Annotated in this window: 12 protein-coding genes; 4 read left to right on the top strand and 8 right to left on the bottom strand. The window is 37.7% G+C overall.

The window, feature by feature from the left end; genetic code table 11:
- Positions 1 to 146: 146 nt before the first annotated feature.
- The 3 genes from uxaC to B5D30_RS00490 are packed head-to-tail and all read right to left on the bottom strand — an operon-like array spanning position 147 to position 4,296.
- A complete protein-coding gene (gene uxaC / locus B5D30_RS00480; protein WP_078806057.1) occupies positions 147 to 1,559 on the bottom strand; it encodes a glucuronate isomerase in 1,413 nt (470 codons plus the stop codon).
- A gap of 4 nt (positions 1,560 to 1,563) precedes the next feature.
- Positions 1,564 to 2,643: a mannonate dehydratase gene (uxuA, locus tag B5D30_RS00485; protein ID WP_078806058.1), complete on the bottom strand. Its 1,080-nt coding sequence runs from the start codon at positions 2,641 to 2,643 to the stop codon at positions 1,564 to 1,566.
- A 24-nt stretch (positions 2,644 to 2,667) separates the two neighbouring features.
- On the bottom strand, positions 2,668 to 4,296 hold the full coding sequence (locus tag B5D30_RS00490) for a mannitol dehydrogenase family protein (RefSeq protein ID WP_078806059.1): 1,629 nt from the start codon (positions 4,294 to 4,296) through the stop codon (positions 2,668 to 2,670).
- 541 nt (positions 4,297 to 4,837) lie between these two features.
- Here B5D30_RS00490 and B5D30_RS00495 point away from each other — a divergent pair.
- From B5D30_RS00495 to B5D30_RS00505, 3 genes are all read left to right on the top strand, one after another.
- Positions 4,838 to 5,521, top strand: a complete 684-nt coding sequence (locus B5D30_RS00495; protein WP_078806060.1) for a GntR family transcriptional regulator — start codon at positions 4,838 to 4,840, stop codon at positions 5,519 to 5,521.
- 188 nt (positions 5,522 to 5,709) lie between these two features.
- Positions 5,710 to 6,156 (top strand): response regulator, encoded by a 447-nt coding sequence (locus B5D30_RS00500; protein WP_078806061.1) that lies wholly within the window; start codon positions 5,710 to 5,712, stop codon positions 6,154 to 6,156.
- Positions 6,119 to 6,451 carry a LytTR family DNA-binding domain-containing protein gene (locus B5D30_RS00505; RefSeq protein ID WP_159443147.1) on the top strand — a complete coding sequence of 111 codons (333 nt, stop codon included), beginning with the start codon at positions 6,119 to 6,121 and terminating at the stop codon, positions 6,449 to 6,451. Before B5D30_RS00500 ends, B5D30_RS00505 begins: the two co-directional genes overlap by 38 nt.
- Before the next feature lie 132 nt (positions 6,452 to 6,583).
- On the opposite strand, the gene sdaAA is transcribed toward B5D30_RS00505, so the two are convergent.
- Together sdaAA and sdaAB are read right to left on the bottom strand one after the other, a co-directional pair.
- Positions 6,584 to 7,465, bottom strand: coding sequence for an L-serine ammonia-lyase, iron-sulfur-dependent, subunit alpha (gene sdaAA / locus B5D30_RS00510; protein WP_078806063.1), 882 nt, complete (start codon positions 7,463 to 7,465; stop codon positions 6,584 to 6,586).
- A gap of 52 nt (positions 7,466 to 7,517) precedes the next feature.
- The gene (sdaAB, locus tag B5D30_RS00515) at positions 7,518 to 8,189 is read right to left on the bottom strand and encodes an L-serine ammonia-lyase, iron-sulfur-dependent subunit beta (RefSeq protein WP_078806064.1); all 672 of its coding nucleotides are present in this window, start codon (positions 8,187 to 8,189) and stop codon (positions 7,518 to 7,520) included.
- 440 nt (positions 8,190 to 8,629) lie between these two features.
- On the opposite strand from sdaAB, the gene B5D30_RS00520 reads away from it, so the two are divergent.
- On the top strand, positions 8,630 to 9,238 hold the full coding sequence (locus B5D30_RS00520) for a superoxide dismutase (protein ID WP_078806065.1): 609 nt from the start codon (positions 8,630 to 8,632) through the stop codon (positions 9,236 to 9,238).
- Positions 9,239 to 9,469: 231 nt separating this feature from the next.
- Here the strand turns inward: B5D30_RS00520 and B5D30_RS00525 are convergent, their stop codons facing one another.
- From B5D30_RS00525 to B5D30_RS00535, 3 genes are all read right to left on the bottom strand, one after another.
- Positions 9,470 to 10,828, bottom strand: coding sequence for a hemolysin family protein (locus tag B5D30_RS00525; protein WP_078806066.1), 1,359 nt, complete (start codon positions 10,826 to 10,828; stop codon positions 9,470 to 9,472).
- A 256-nt stretch (positions 10,829 to 11,084) separates the two neighbouring features.
- Entirely contained in the window at positions 11,085 to 13,754 is a 2,670-nt protein-coding gene (locus B5D30_RS00530; RefSeq protein WP_078806067.1) for an ATP-binding cassette domain-containing protein, read from the bottom strand.
- Positions 13,724 to 14,632, bottom strand: a complete 909-nt coding sequence (locus B5D30_RS00535; protein WP_078806068.1) for an energy-coupling factor transporter transmembrane component T — start codon at positions 14,630 to 14,632, stop codon at positions 13,724 to 13,726. Before B5D30_RS00535 ends, B5D30_RS00530 begins: the two co-directional genes overlap by 31 nt.
- Positions 14,633 to 14,696: the final 64 nt, after the last annotated feature.

Here is a 14,696-nt window from a genome sequence, read left to right on the forward strand (position 1 = left end):
TTTCACAAATGATTTTACACGAAGGCATTTCGTATAAAATAAATATTGAATTTCCCTATTTTTTCACAAACATTTTTATGGTTCTCTCTAAAAACTCACTTACAGAATTTTTAGAGAGCACCTACACGAAAAGAACATTGGGAACCCTAAATCCCAAGTTGTTTTGATACATTTCCATAACAAATATCGGCAACAATTTTCCCTAAAAATTCTTCATCTTCAGGTACCTGTCCTCTATTTACCCATTCTCCAATCAAATTGCACAAAATGCGTCTGAAATATTCGTGTCGTGGGTAGCTTAGGAAACTTCTTGAGTCGGTAAGCATTCCGACAAAATTGCCAAGCAAGGACTGCTGTGCCATAGTGATTAATTGAGTAATCATACCCTCACGTGTGTCGTTAAACCACCATGCTGCACCAAACGTCAAGCGTTGCACCATACCACCTTGGAAACTTTGAAGTGCTGTGGCAAGTGGTAACCAATCCGTTGGATTTAATGAATAACAAATCATACGCGGTAGTGCGTTTTCTTCTTCAGCTACCGCAAGCAATTTCACCAAATGTTCGGTAATCGCTGGTTGATCCCCAGAGGAGTCTCCTCCAACATTGATCCCAATTTCTCTTTGCATTTTCGTTGAATCATTGCGAAATGCGTTCAGATGAAGTTGCATCGTCCAACCTTTTTTCACATAGTGTTTCATCAGATGAAGTTGAAGTGCTGTGGTAAATTTCGCACGTTCACTAGCGGTAAAATCCGTTTCTCCTTTGATTGCCCGATCGAAAATATTTTCTAATTCTTCACTTGTTGCTTGTTCAAAATAGAAACTGTTCAACCCGTGGTCACTCAAACGTCCACCGACTTCATGGAAAAAGTCCACACGTTGTGCTAACACTGTTTTTAACTCTTCAAAACTCTGAATTTCTCGGTTGGAAACTTTGGCTAGACGAGCGATATAGTTAGGGTAATCACTCGTTTGAATACTCCACGCATTGTCCGGTCGAAACGTTGGCAACACTTTGATTTGCACCTCTTCATAAACTTCAGCTAACTTCTGATGATATTCCAAAGTATCCGCTGGATCGTCTGTCGTGCAAAGTGCTTTGACATTCATTTTTTTGAGCAACTCTTGAGGTCGACAATCATCTGTGTGAACCTTTTCATTTACCCTCTGCCACACACTCGCCGCCGTCTTTTCCGTTAAGACATCTTCAATTCCGAAATAACGTCGCAACTCCAAATGACTCCACTCAAAAATTGGATTCCCAATCGCTTTTTCTAGCGTGCGAGCAAAGGCGAGGAATTTTTCCTCGTCCTCTCCGTCACCAGAGATAAATTGCTCATCTTCGCCATTTGTTCGCATCAATCGCCATTTGTAATGGTCACCCAATCCATTGTCATTCAACCATAAGCGTGTAATGTTTTCATACATCCGATTTTCATAAATTTCCTTTGCCTCTAAATGACAGTGATAATCTATAATCGGCTGATGTTTTGCATAGTTGTGATAAAGACGTATTGCCCATTCATTTTCTAAAAGAAAATTTTCATCTAAGAACATCTCATCACTTCCCTTGCTTACTTGATTTGTCAAGAGATTCCCAAAGACCTAAAATATAGCTTGCTCCGATTGCTCTATCGTACAATCCATACCCCGGTCTTCCTGTTTCACCCCAGATAAATCGTCCATGATCTGGACGAATGTAACCGTCAAAACCATTGTCATATAAAGATTTCAAGACTTTATACATATCCAAACTTCCCTCTGTTGAAAGGTGAGCAGATTCGTAAAAATCTTTGTTTTCGATGATTTTGATATTGCGAACGTGAGCAAATGGAATACGATCACGTCTAGCAAATTCTGCCAACAATTCATAAACGTCATTTTCAGGTCCCTCAGCAATTGAGCCAACACAAAATGTAATGCCGTTTGATTTGGAGTCTACTGCATTGCAAATCCAGTCTAAATCCTCACGATTTTTCACCACACGTGGCAAACCGAAAATAGAATACGGTGGATCATCTGGGTGAATCGCCATTTTGATCCCTACTTCCTCACACGTTGGAATAATTGCCTCTAGGAAATATTTCAAGTTCTCACGAAGTTTTGTATCATCGACTCCTTCGTATGCCTTGAACAATTCCGTCACGTGTGCCAAACGTTCTGGCTCCCAGCCCGGCAAAATATTCCCATTTGAATTACTCAATACCTCCTCTACAATTTCTTCTGGCGATTTTTGAATCCCTGCAAGCTCAAATGCCATTGTTTTAGAACCGTCTGGCAAAATATACTCCATATCCGTCTTAATCCAGTCAAAAATTGGCATGAAATTGTAGCAAATTACTTTAATGCCATATTTTCCTAGATTGCGAATTGTTTGCTTGTAATTTTCAATATAACGTTCACGAGTTGGCAAGCCAATTTTGATGTCATCGTGAATGTTCACTGACTCGATTACCTCAAGCTCCATGCCAGAGGCAGCACATTCTTCTTTTAGTGCTTTGATTTTCTCTTCTGGCCACACCTCACCAACTGGCACGTCATATAAGGCTCCGACCACCCCTGTTACACCCGGAACTTGTCGGATATTTTCAAGTGTCACCTTATCATTTTCACTACCAAACCATCGCATTGTCATTTTCATTGTTATCATCATTCCTTTCGATTTCTATTCTTTTAATTCTTCTTGTAAAGTTTTACGAACACTCCCGACATCACGAGTCATGCGAACGAAATATTCATGAATTTTCTCTGCTATCCCTGCCTCGTATAAGTCCACTCCGAAAATACGTTCATTACTTAAAATCGGATATAAAATATCTTTCGGTTCAAAGAGATTGCCTAAGTCCACTATTCTTAGATAGCCAAATAATTCTTTCAACAACGGATCTGGTGAAACGCCAAAATATTCTCCGTTGTCATCTAGCTCAAGCAAATAACGAAGCCATGCTGCAATCGTCAGCGGAATAAAGCGTAATTCGCTTATATCGTGTTCGTCACTTTCCATATATGCTTTAATCGTTTCGCCATAGCGGATCCCCACTTTTTGCGAAGTATCTGTTGCAATTCTTTGCGGTGAATCTGGAATGTTCGGATTGACCAAACGAAGATTGATCACTTCGTCAATGAACGCTTTTGGATTGATGATTTTCGGATTGACTACAACAGGTAACCCTTCGTCATACCCCAATTTTTCAACCAATTTTCGTAAATCTTCGTCTTGCATTTCCTTGTAAATTCTGTCATAACCAAACAGGCAACCAAATATCGCAAGAGAGGTATGCAATGGATTGAGACAAGAACAAACTTTCATCAAATCAGCATTGTTTACCGTTTCCCTATCCGTCATATAAATGCCTGCTTTTTCAAGTGGCGGACGACCATTCGGGAAATTGTCCTCAATCACTAAATAACTTGTCTCTTCTGTATTAACAAACGGTGCAAATGCTGCACCCTCCTCAAATTCCATTCCTTCAATTCCATCTTTTGCCAACTCTGTCGCAATAGTAGTGCTAGGTAAAGGAGTAATTCGATCAATCATACTAAATGGAAACGCAACTTTCGTATCATCTGATAGCCATGCAACAAATCCATTTTCAACTTTTCCATTTTCCTCCCAACCTTTTGCAATCACTAAAAGATTTTCCTTAAAGCGTTCGCCGTTATGAGAAAAATTATCCGTTGAAACCATCGCAATCGGCACACCACCGTTAAGATAACGCTGATAGAGCAAGTAGGCATAAATTGCCATAGAAGTACTCAACTCTGCAAAATTTGCACCATTTTCAATATCAGCTTTCGCTTGCGGAGTAAGATTACCCTCTATATCTTTTACCGTATAACCTTTTTCCGTAATCGTCACCGTCACAAGTTGCAAAGAGTTTTGCTTAAATACATCGACCATTCGCTCAACAGATTGTGAAACTTCTGAAGAAAGATAGTATGCTTCTGCAGTTGAAGCAATCAATTCTTTTTCTACGCTTCCATCTGATTTCATCACGACGTTTAAACTTCGATTGTCTAATTTGTTGTAGACATTATTAATCAACGTACGACCAAATGTGTCTGCAACTATAATACCTGTATTCATTTCCCCTTTGTTTAATAAATCTTGTGCAACTTTCGCATGAAGACAACGATAAAGATTGCCTCCTCCAAAATGCACCCACTGAGGATTTTTCTTCGTTTCTTCCCGCATTTTTTTCTCGTCAAATTGAGGCAAGCGAATGTTCGCTTTCTCAAATGCACGCTGGTTTTCTAAAAACTCAACTCCCCAATTATCTGTAATTTGTACCATTTGGCACTGCTCCTTTCTCTTGTTCAAAATCATGCACTTGGGATTTTTGTGCGTTGCATTTGTAACAAAAAGTTTCTACTCCATTACGTTAATCACTTTACGCTTATCCCAAATTGCTCATTTTCAATTCTTATATGTTTCGATGATGAAACCGCATTTTTTCTACACTTTTTCACCAATTCCTCACCTAACCTCTACGTTGTATATTACACTATGTCGAAAATTAATGCAAGCGTTTTTCAATATTTTTTTTAAATTTATTTTTATCGCTTGATATAACTGTATTTTTTGCTATTATATATGTTATAGTATTCTTTTTCCTCTTGTAACATTTCATGCCTTTTGAGTTTTTCTTGTTGCAACAACGAATAAAGAATGTCTTGCTCGACAACTATCGGAAAAAAGATTGATGCTTATTTCACATTTTATTTCCTAACGAGCAGTCTTACACTTAGTTTTTTTACCTTTTCCATCTATAAAAAAGGGAGAGATTTTACTTTCCTTTTAGTATATAACATTTTAAAAATTGAAAGGAGTTCCTATGTTAAAACACACGTTTAAATATGCAACAGAGTCTAGCCGTGACTTTGTTTACCGCACCATCCAAGAGAGCATTGTTGAATTTTATTTGCGTCCAAATGAACGCATTAGCGAAGTTGCAATCTCTGAGGAATTAAATTTGAGTCGCACACCGATTCGAGAAGCCTTGATTTTACTTGAGAGCGAATCCCTCATTGAAGTGCGACCTAAGGTGGGGACTTATGTTACAAAAATTGAAACAGACTCTGTAAAAACCGTAGTATTTATGCGGAAAGTAATTGAAGCTGAAATTATCCGTTTAGCTTGTGAACAATTTAGCGAGGAAGATTTTGCAGCTGTTTCTCAAATTCTTAACGCACAAAAAACCCTGCTTTCTTTACATGATGAATTTGATTCCTTATTCTCTTTGGACAATTCCTTCCACCAAGCAATTTATAAAGCAGTCGGCAAGGAAGAAACATGGTTTAAGCTACAAAAACTAAGCAGTCCATTTAACCGAGCAAGAAAATTAGATATTATGCTTGGCAACGCAATCGAAAAACGCATTGACGAGCATGAAGAACTTCTTGAGATTATTAAAAACAAAGAAATCGAAAAAATCGACGACTTTGTGAAAAAACATTTAAACAACGTGGACGATCTACTCGAAAGATTACACGAAAACTTTTCAGAGTATTTCATTTGAAAAAACGCATGAAGGTAACTTTTTTAGGTTACCCTCATGCGTTTTATTTGCTAAAAAATTAAAATCGCTCAAAAATTCTTGGTTGCTCATCTTCATTTGACAAAAAAACTAATAAATACTACTCTGATTGTGGGTAGTGTTTTTTTGTGCGTGCGACTCTTTTTATATTTTAGGGAGACATTATAAGCATGAATATTTTTATATTAGAAGACGACTTTCTTCAGCGAAGACAGCTCGTTCATATTATTAAGAGCATTGGAAAAGAAGAGCATTATCATTACGAAAAAGTTTTTTCGACCTCCAAGCCAGAGGAGTTATTGAATGTGGCACAAGAAGTTGGAGAGCATCAAATTTATTTTTTAGACATTCAAATCAATGGAAATGACCTTGCTGGTTTGGAAGTTGCACGAGAGATTAGAAAAAAAGATAGGTATTGTTCCATTGTTTTTATTAGCTCTTTCCCAAATTATATGTGGAAAAGCTATTCTTACAGTGTTTCTGCTCTTGATTTCATTGTAAAAGTGCATGAGAGAGAAAAATTGCAACATGCTATTTCTAAAAATTTAAAAATTGTTGCAGAAAATTGTAAAAGAACGATTGCACAAGAATCTTTTTTTTCTTCAAAACTCTCATAATAGTATCCATGTAAGATTTGATGATATTTTCTTCTTTGAAACAAGCGAAGTAGAGCATTATTTAAACTTGAAAACTAGAAATGGAGAATACCGCTTTCGAGAGACAATTAAAAACCTTTTGAACAAAGATAAACGACTTTTCCAGAGCAATCGTTCCTTTGTTATCAACATTGAAAATATAGTAACACTCGATAAGAAAAACAAAATCGCTATTTTTGAGGACGGAAGTTATGCTTACATTTCTTTAAAGAAATTTAAAGAGCTAGAGAAATTATTAAAAAAATTACATGAATAAAAAACGGCTAGGAAAAATTCAAAATCTAGCCTAATTAAACTAGAAAAATCGCAGAAAATCAACCATTGAGAAAATGGAATTTCTACGATTTTTCTAGTTTTATCACAATCTCTTTACTTTTTAGAGGTGCCTTTATACACTCTCTTTCTCCCCAAAAATTCGATTACCAATCATTTTTCCTGTTGGAGTTTGTGCGAGTCCTCCTTCAGCAGTTTCTTTAAAAATACTTGGCATTGCCCGTCCTACTTGATACATACAAATAATAACCTCATCGGCTGGGATGACTGATTGAATCCCTGCAAGTGCCATATCGGCTGAAATAAATGCTTGTGAGGCACCGAGAGCATTGCGTTTTACGCAAGGTACTTCGACAAGTCCTGCTACGGGGTCACAAATCAAGCCCATCATATTTTTCAGCGTAATAGCAACTGCGTTCGCTGCAATTTCTGGCGTACCGCCATTTGCCATTACAAGTGCTGCTGCTGCCATTGCACTGGCTGACCCTACTTCTGCTTGGCAACCTCCTTCTGCACCGCTAATTGAGGCATTATTTGCCATTACCAAACCAAATGCTCCTGCTGTAAACAAGAAATCCAACTGCTGCTCATGCGTCAAATTCAACTTTTCGCTTGCTGCAAGCAAAACAGCTGGCACACAACCTGCTGAACCAGCTGTCGGTGTCGCACAAATCAACCCCATTTTTGCGTTGACTTCGTTGACCGCAATCCCATTTCTGACCGCTTTTAAAATCACTTCACCACTTAAAAAGTTGCCACTGTCAATGTAATCATTCATACGCTTAGCATCTCCACCTGTAATTTTTGTTACAGATTTCACACCTTTAATTCCTTCCTCAACCGATGAAATCATCACTTCCAGATTTCTTTCCATAAGCTGAAGAATTTTTTTCCGACTGCGACCTGTTAATTCTTCCTCTGTCGCAATCATCAACTCTGCTACTGAATCATTATACTTTTTCGCTTGTTCAATTATATCCTGAATTGAATAAAACATTTTATCCTCACTTTACATCCACATTCTTGAAACTAAATGCAGAATTTTATTTTTAATGGAAAAAACTCACATTGTGCAAATGTGGTATATCCTTAATTTCCTGACAAACATCTTCTACTCTTGGTGAATCCACTTCAATAATCATAATCGCCTTATCACCTTTTGAGGCTCTCGTCACATTCATTTGGGCAATATTGATTTCATTTGCACTCAAAATATTGGTCACTTTCGCAATCATACCGGGAACGTCTTGGTGAACGATAATAAACGTTGGCGTTCCCATAGAAAGTGAAATGTCAAAACCATTCAATTCTGTCACTTGAATATTCCCGCCACCAATTGAAATGCCTGTTGCACTCATCTTCTTCTCGCCTTTTTCAAGGACAATGCGTGCTGTATTCGGATGTTCTGCTCTATCTTCCTTATGCGGAATAAACGCTACCTCAATTCCTTCCTCGTAAGCCAATTTTAGCGATTGTGACAGCCTGTTGTCATCTGGATTCATACCTAAAAGTCCGCCAACAATCGCAATATCCGTTCCATGCCCACGATATGTTTTCGCAAAACTTTCGTACAGATGAATATCCACTTTTTCAGGTGCCTCACCAAAAATAGAGCGAACAATTTTGCCAATTCTCGCAGCACCTGCCGTATGCGAACTACTCGGTCCAACCATAACAGGCCCAATAATATCAAAAACGCTCTTATAACGTATGCTTTTCATCTAAATTCATCCTTCTCATCTTTTCTACTCTCTTCATTTTAATCAAAATAACCACTCAAGTAAATCAATGTCTATTCTTTTTTTGGTTTCAAGATTATTTCTTCTCCTTAAATTGTTCATTTAACATTTAAGGGCACCTCTAAAAACTCGCACTTATCCTAAATTGCTAGTTTTCCGATTTTCTTCGTCAATCTCCTCAACCTATGAACCACATAGCTTTCGTCGATTTCCTCGATAATCGAAAAACTAGCTAATTTAGTCTTAAGCGGAGTTTTTAGAGGTGCCCTTAAAAAAATAGTATTCCCACTCTTTTCTTATGGTTTCCGATAATTTCCCAATGAACTTTTATCTTTCAAGCAGATTACTTCTCTTTTTGGCTCATTCGGTCTACAATATTCACTGTAAGCATTTACGAATAATTTTTTTTGGAGGGATTCTCAATGAGCTATACTTTACCAGATTTACCATATGCCTATGATGCACTTGAACCACACTTTGATGTGGAAACAATGCACTTGCACCATGACAAACATCATGCAACATATGTTGCAAATTTAAACGCTGCGGTAGAAAAATATCCAGAGTTATTTAACAAAAAGGTCGAAGAACTTGTTGCTGACCTTGAAAATGTGCCAGCTGACATTAAGATTGCCGTGCAAAATAACGGTGGTGGACACGCAAATCACAGTTTCTTCTGGGAAATTTTAAGCGGAAACGGTGGCGGAAATCCAACAGGTGAAATTGCTGAAGCGATTGAAAAAACATTTGGTAGTTTCGAGTCTATGAAAGAAGATTTCAAACTTGCTGCAACAGGTCGCTTTGGTAGCGGCTGGGCTTGGCTTGTCGTTGACAATGGAGAGTTGAAAATCACTTCTACTGCCAACCAAGACTCACCACTTACTAACGGTCAAACTCCTGTTCTTGGACTAGATGTTTGGGAACACGCTTATTACTTGAAATATAAAAACGTCCGTCCAGACTACATCGCTGCTTTTTGGAACTTGGTGAACTGGGATGTGGTGAATGAAAACTACAAAAAAGCTTTGTAATAAGAAATTTACCAAATAAAAAGAGTAAGGAAGGTTGTTAGTGGCTTCCTTGCTCTTTTTTCTTGTGTACTCTTAAAACTCCGCTTAATACCAAATTAGATAGTTTTTTCCCGCTTTTCTTTGATGTGTTTCCTCAGAAACTTAAACGGAATTATTAGGGGTGTCTATATGGGTATTCACATACTTTGACAGCATAAGAAAAACGGGGAATGTTCAAGGAATAGCATGAAACTATTCCCCACCGCTTTCCTCACTTTCCTCAACAACAAGTGGTTCAATTTCACGAAACAGCACACGTAGTTCGGAAACTCTTGTTCCCTCCATTTTTTCTTTGTGGAGAGTTAAATGGTCGTGGTCGTTATCGACATCATAGCTAATTTCCTCATGCTCGTCTGGAATAGTTCCAACAGCAGTCAAAAAATAGCCTGCCATCGTATCGACATCGTCCATTTCTAAATTGGTATCAAATTCCTCGTTGAACTCATCAATGAGCATACGACCTTGAATAATGTATTCATTCTTACCGATTTGGCTAAATAGCACTTCTTTTTCATCGGTTTCATCATCAATTTCACCGACAATTTCCTCAAGCAAGTCCTCTAATGTCACAAGACCTGCCACGCCACTATATTCGTCAAGTAAAATAGCCATTTGATTTTGCGTCCGTTTTAATTCGGTCAATAAATCGTCAATGAAAATGGTTTCTGGCACGAAAAGTGGTTCTTGTAAAATTTCACGAAGATTGACGTTATCCCAACCTTTATAATAACCGTTGGTTAAAAGTGTTTTAGTATGCAAAATCCCAATGATTTTGTCTTTGTCGTCTTCATATACAGGAACACGTGAAAATCTTTCGCCTAGCACTTTTTGAATGTTTTCATGTAAATTGTTTTCAATATCAATCATGAAAGCATCCGTTCGTGGCACCATTACTTCACGTGCAACTTTGTCATCAAGCGAAAACACACCTTGTAGCATTTCTACTTCTGTTTCTTCAAGCGTTCCTTCATTTGTCAGCATAAATGCCATTTCGTCACGTGTCATTTTGCTTGTTTCATCATCAAATTCCATTGGTGTGATACGTGAGAGCAAATTGGTACTTGCAGATAAGAGCCAAACAAACGGACTTAATACCGTACCAAACGCTTTAATTGGCGTAACAGAAATTCCTGCAATCTTTTCGTTTAAGTTTAACGCAATGCGTTTGGGGTAAAGTTCACCAAACACAATGGAAAAATACGTCAAAAATGCTAAAACAAGAATCGTTGCGATATTTTTCGCCGTCGCTCCTCCACCTAAAACTGCAGAAAGTTTCCCAGCAAGTGTATCCGCAAGGCTTGCCCCTGCTAAAATATTAATTACTGTAATCCCAACTTGAATTGTTGATAAAAATTTATTGGGGTCTTCCAAAATTTTTAAGATTTTTTTACTTTTCTTGTCATCTTCTTCCTCTGCTTTTTGCGTAATACGGTTTTTATTCAATGAAATCATTGCCATTTCACTCGCAGAAAAGAATGCGTTCAATGCTGTCAAAAGCAGCAATATCAAGATTTGTACTAGAATCGACTGACTTTCGGGGTCACCGTTCATAAATTATCCACCTCATTATTTGTTATTCACCTATTACTCACTAGGTGCTAAAGAAAATGTTATCATATTTCTTTTATTCTTTCAAACTTTGGTGGCTGGAAGTAGAATATATTCTGTTAAAGATACTTCCAATAACTCTGATTAAGCCAAAACTAGCAAATTTGGGATAAACGTAAGTTTTTGAAGGCACCCTTAATATAATTTTTCCGTACAAAAGCACCTACTCCGTTGTAGATGCTTTGAAAAAATATACTATTTAAATTCCATATTTTTTCCGAGTACGATGAATTTTTTCTAACATTCCATCCGATCCTACATATAGGAAAAATGTTGTAGCAAGTGCGTGTACTAGGTCAAATGGTAAACCTTGCAAGAGGGAGGCGATAAGCATTTCTTTGGTTATCATCGCTTGCATAATAAGTACGTTTGATATATTCATTATCACACCATAAAGGAATAGTGCGGATAAACCGCCAAATATAGCCAATGATAATGGAGTGGCTGAGAGAATTTTTCTTTGGTGCAACCAACCTGCAAGCCAGCCGATAAGGGCAAATGAGAGCATTTGCCAAGCAGTCCATGGACCTTGACCGAAGAAAATATTGCTCACAATCGCACTCATTGCTCCAGTGATAAAGCCAACTTCTCCGCCAAGTGCAATCCCTGAAAGTATCACAATTGCAAGCATTGGTTTAAATTGAGGGAGCATGAAAAATGCCACTCTGCTTGCTACGGCAATAGAAATCAACACCGCAATCATCACGAGTTTTCGAGCAATAATTTTTTTTCGCTCAAAACTTAAAAATGAAAACAAAAACACCTCTAATAACGCTAAATTGGAAACAAGAGCATAATTTCTAACGTCAAGGATTCTTGCTCCTAGAAAAACGGTAAGGACAAGCGTTATAATAAAAAATAGTGTAGAATATTTCCCGATTCCTTCTTTTTTATCTAAAAGTGGGGGTAAAACTTCTTTTCTTTCTTTTTTTCCTACAACAGTTGTAAAAAATGCTAACATCGAAGCAATATATGAAAATAAAATTCCTCCGTATTTCATCAACATTCCTTTGTCACTTGCCATTAAATTTGCCCCTGCACCGCCTGAAAGGAAAGTTTTCAAGCCGTCAAAATTGCGGCTCACATAAAAACTTGTCAACATAAAAAGAACTAAGGAAAATGCAAGCAAACCACTTCGTTTATTCGACCATTTTTCCCCTTCAACTTTTTCAGGTAAATCAAAAGCATTCGCCTCTAGCTCCCACTCGTTTGCGAGAGTTGTATCAAACACTGGATATTCTTCGCCTAACGAAGTCACAATTTCTCTGGCTGTAATGGCTGTTGGCAATTTTTCTCTGGCAATTAAATTTGCTGATGTCGTGTAAAATTGATTTTCACTGAAAAAACGTGCGGTTTCTTCACTTGAGACAATTTTCCCGTCAAAAAATAACGCACAATTGTTTGCAATTTCAGCGACAAACTCCAAATCATGTGAAACCATTAAAATAGTAATTCCTTGAAGTTTCAGCTTTTCTAAAATAGTAGCAAATACTTTTTTAAACCCTCCGTCAAACGCTTTGGTTGGCTCGTCTAGTAGTAAAACGGTTGGTTGCAAAAGCAACAATTTTGCAAGGGCAACTCTTTGCTGTTCTCCACCTGATAAGTCAAACGGATGATTGTCTAAAATACTTTGCAAATCACATAATCGCACCATTTGCTCTACTTGTTTTTGAAACGAAACACTTGAGTTCTCACCCATTTCCGAAAGCTCTGCAAGCACCGTTTTTTGTGTAAATAAACTACGTGGATTTTGCGGAAGTGTGGCGATACGTTTGCCGTTTGTTGCTTGCTCAAAAAATGTTATCTCGCCTCGACTAGCAGGGTATACTCCTGACAAAACCGAGAGAAATGTTGATTTTCCAGTTCCGTTGCCACCGACAATCGCTGTAATCGTCCCTTTTTCAACAGATAAATCCACTCCTCTTAAAATATCCTCTGTATGCTGTTCGTAGCGAAACCAAAGATTTTTTACAGAAAGTGCGTTTCCTTGCCTGTGCGTTTTTTCCTTTTCCGTAGAAATTTGCTGACGAATCGAAAGCGTGTTGAACCATTTTTTTCCCTCTTGAATACTTATCGGAGGGGAAGAATTTGTGTTCGTTGCCCACCATGCTTGCACACTTGCAGGCAAGCTCCAAAAAAGTTTGCTATTTTTTTCTTTTAATGTTTTTAGCAACTCCCTTTTTGGTGATACTGCTTGCATTTCCCCATTTTCTAGGACGGCAATTTTATTGACCATTGGAAGAACTTCTTCCAAACGATGTTCAATCATGATAACGGTCACGCCAAGCTCTTTGTGAATTTTTTCAACCATTCTTAAAAATTCATTGGCAGCAATCGGATCTAGCTGACTGGTTGGTTCATCAAGTAACAAAATATCTGGGTTTAATGTCATAATAGATGCTAAGGCTAATTTTTGCTTTTGTCCACCAGAAAGTTCGCTCACATCTTTGTGAAACCATTCTTGTATGCCGAAAAATGATGCCATTTCTGCAACTCTCGAACGAATTTTACTCGGATGAAAACCTAAATTTTCCATTGAAAATGCAAGTTCGTGCCAAGTTTTATCCGTCACAATTTGATTTTCTGGAATTTGCATGACAAACCCAATTTTTTCCGCCTGCTCTCTTGCACTCATCTCCTGCACTTGCTCACCTGCAATCAAAACACTGCCCATTTTCGTACCATGAGGAGCAATTGCTGGCTTTAATTGTCTTAAAAGTGTCGTTTTCCCACTTCCAGAATTGCCCATCAAAAGCAGAAAATCCCCCTTTTTCACACTCAACCGAATATCCTTTAGCACACGTTTGGAACTTTCAGGATAAGTAAAGGAAAAATCTTTTATTTCGATATAGCTTTCTTCTGTCGCCATACATACGCCTCCTGTAAATTTAATAACAATGGAAACCCTAAAAGGCAACCGTACCCAAACCACCCAAATGTCGATTTGACATTGAAAACACCGACTTGTAACATCGGGAAATAGCGAAAATAAAAGACATTCATCACAATGTTAAGAATGGAATAGACGAGCAGTCCACTTAGCAATAAAAGACAAAATTTATCTCGCTGTTCAATTTCAAAAATGTGAAAACTTGTTCTTTTTCCAACGCCGTAGCCTCTTGATTTCATACTATCAGCCGTATCTATCGCATTTTCTAGCGACCAAGTAATCAAAACAGAGACAATCTTAACCATATTTTTCATACGATTTCGCACATTTCCTATTGTAATTTCTACGCCAATACTTTTTTGTGCTACGGTAATCTCCTTTAGCTGAGCAATAAATCTCGGGATAAATCTCAAACTCATGGAAAGCAATAAGGAAAGTGACGGAGTAATTTTGCCAAATAAATAGACAAATTTATCCGTTGTCATAATCTGGTGAAAACAACCAAACCAGAGCATTACGGCTAAAAGCATTCCACCCGTGTAAAGTCCGTAAAGAATGGACTCTAAGGTGAGCGGGTTGCCATTGGGAAAATACCACAAAATCGTTGTCCCTGCGTGAGAAAATAAGGGATTGATAAGAATTGCCACGAATACTACGGGTAAGAGAAAAGCACTTTTTTTCAACACTTTTCTTATTCCTTGCAAAGAACTCAAGTAAAGAAATGCCATTGCTAAAGAGAGAAAAACACCAAGCGGGTGCAAAATCCAAAGCGTCATGGTAAGAGTTATCACAAAAAAGAAAAGGGTTACGATAGGATTTCGTCTTGAAAATTCATCTATTTTTTGATTGTTGTTCATACTTCTCTCCTTGCTACTAAGAGCTGGGAAATATCCCGCGTTTGCGAAATATTTCCCTATCTCT

The organism is Pilibacter termitis (assembly GCF_900167335.1).
Lineage (GTDB): Bacteria > Bacillota > Bacilli > Lactobacillales > Streptococcaceae > Pilibacter > Pilibacter termitis.

Coding starts and splice junctions, on each gene's coding strand:
- B5D30_RS00520 (WP_078806065.1), top strand. CDS start 8,630: ATGAGCTATACTTTACCAGATTTACCATATGCCTATGATGCACTTGAA.
- B5D30_RS00500 (WP_078806061.1), top strand. CDS start 5,710: ATGAATATTTTTATATTAGAAGACGACTTTCTTCAGCGAAGACAGCTC.
- uxaC (WP_078806057.1), bottom strand. CDS start 1,559: ATGTTCTTAGATGAAAATTTTCTTTTAGAAAATGAATGGGCAATACGT.
- B5D30_RS00525 (WP_078806066.1), bottom strand. CDS start 10,828: ATGAACGGTGACCCCGAAAGTCAGTCGATTCTAGTACAAATCTTGATA.
- B5D30_RS00495 (WP_078806060.1), top strand. CDS start 4,838: ATGTTAAAACACACGTTTAAATATGCAACAGAGTCTAGCCGTGACTTT.
- uxuA (WP_078806058.1), bottom strand. CDS start 2,643: ATGAAAATGACAATGCGATGGTTTGGTAGTGAAAATGATAAGGTGACA.
- B5D30_RS00530 (WP_078806067.1), bottom strand. CDS start 13,754: ATGGCGACAGAAGAAAGCTATATCGAAATAAAAGATTTTTCCTTTACT.
- sdaAB (WP_078806064.1), bottom strand. CDS start 8,189: ATGAAAAGCATACGTTATAAGAGCGTTTTTGATATTATTGGGCCTGTT.
- B5D30_RS00490 (WP_078806059.1), bottom strand. CDS start 4,296: ATGGTACAAATTACAGATAATTGGGGAGTTGAGTTTTTAGAAAACCAG.
- B5D30_RS00535 (WP_078806068.1), bottom strand. CDS start 14,632: ATGAACAACAATCAAAAAATAGATGAATTTTCAAGACGAAATCCTATC.
- sdaAA (WP_078806063.1), bottom strand. CDS start 7,465: ATGTTTTATTCAATTCAGGATATAATTGAACAAGCGAAAAAGTATAAT.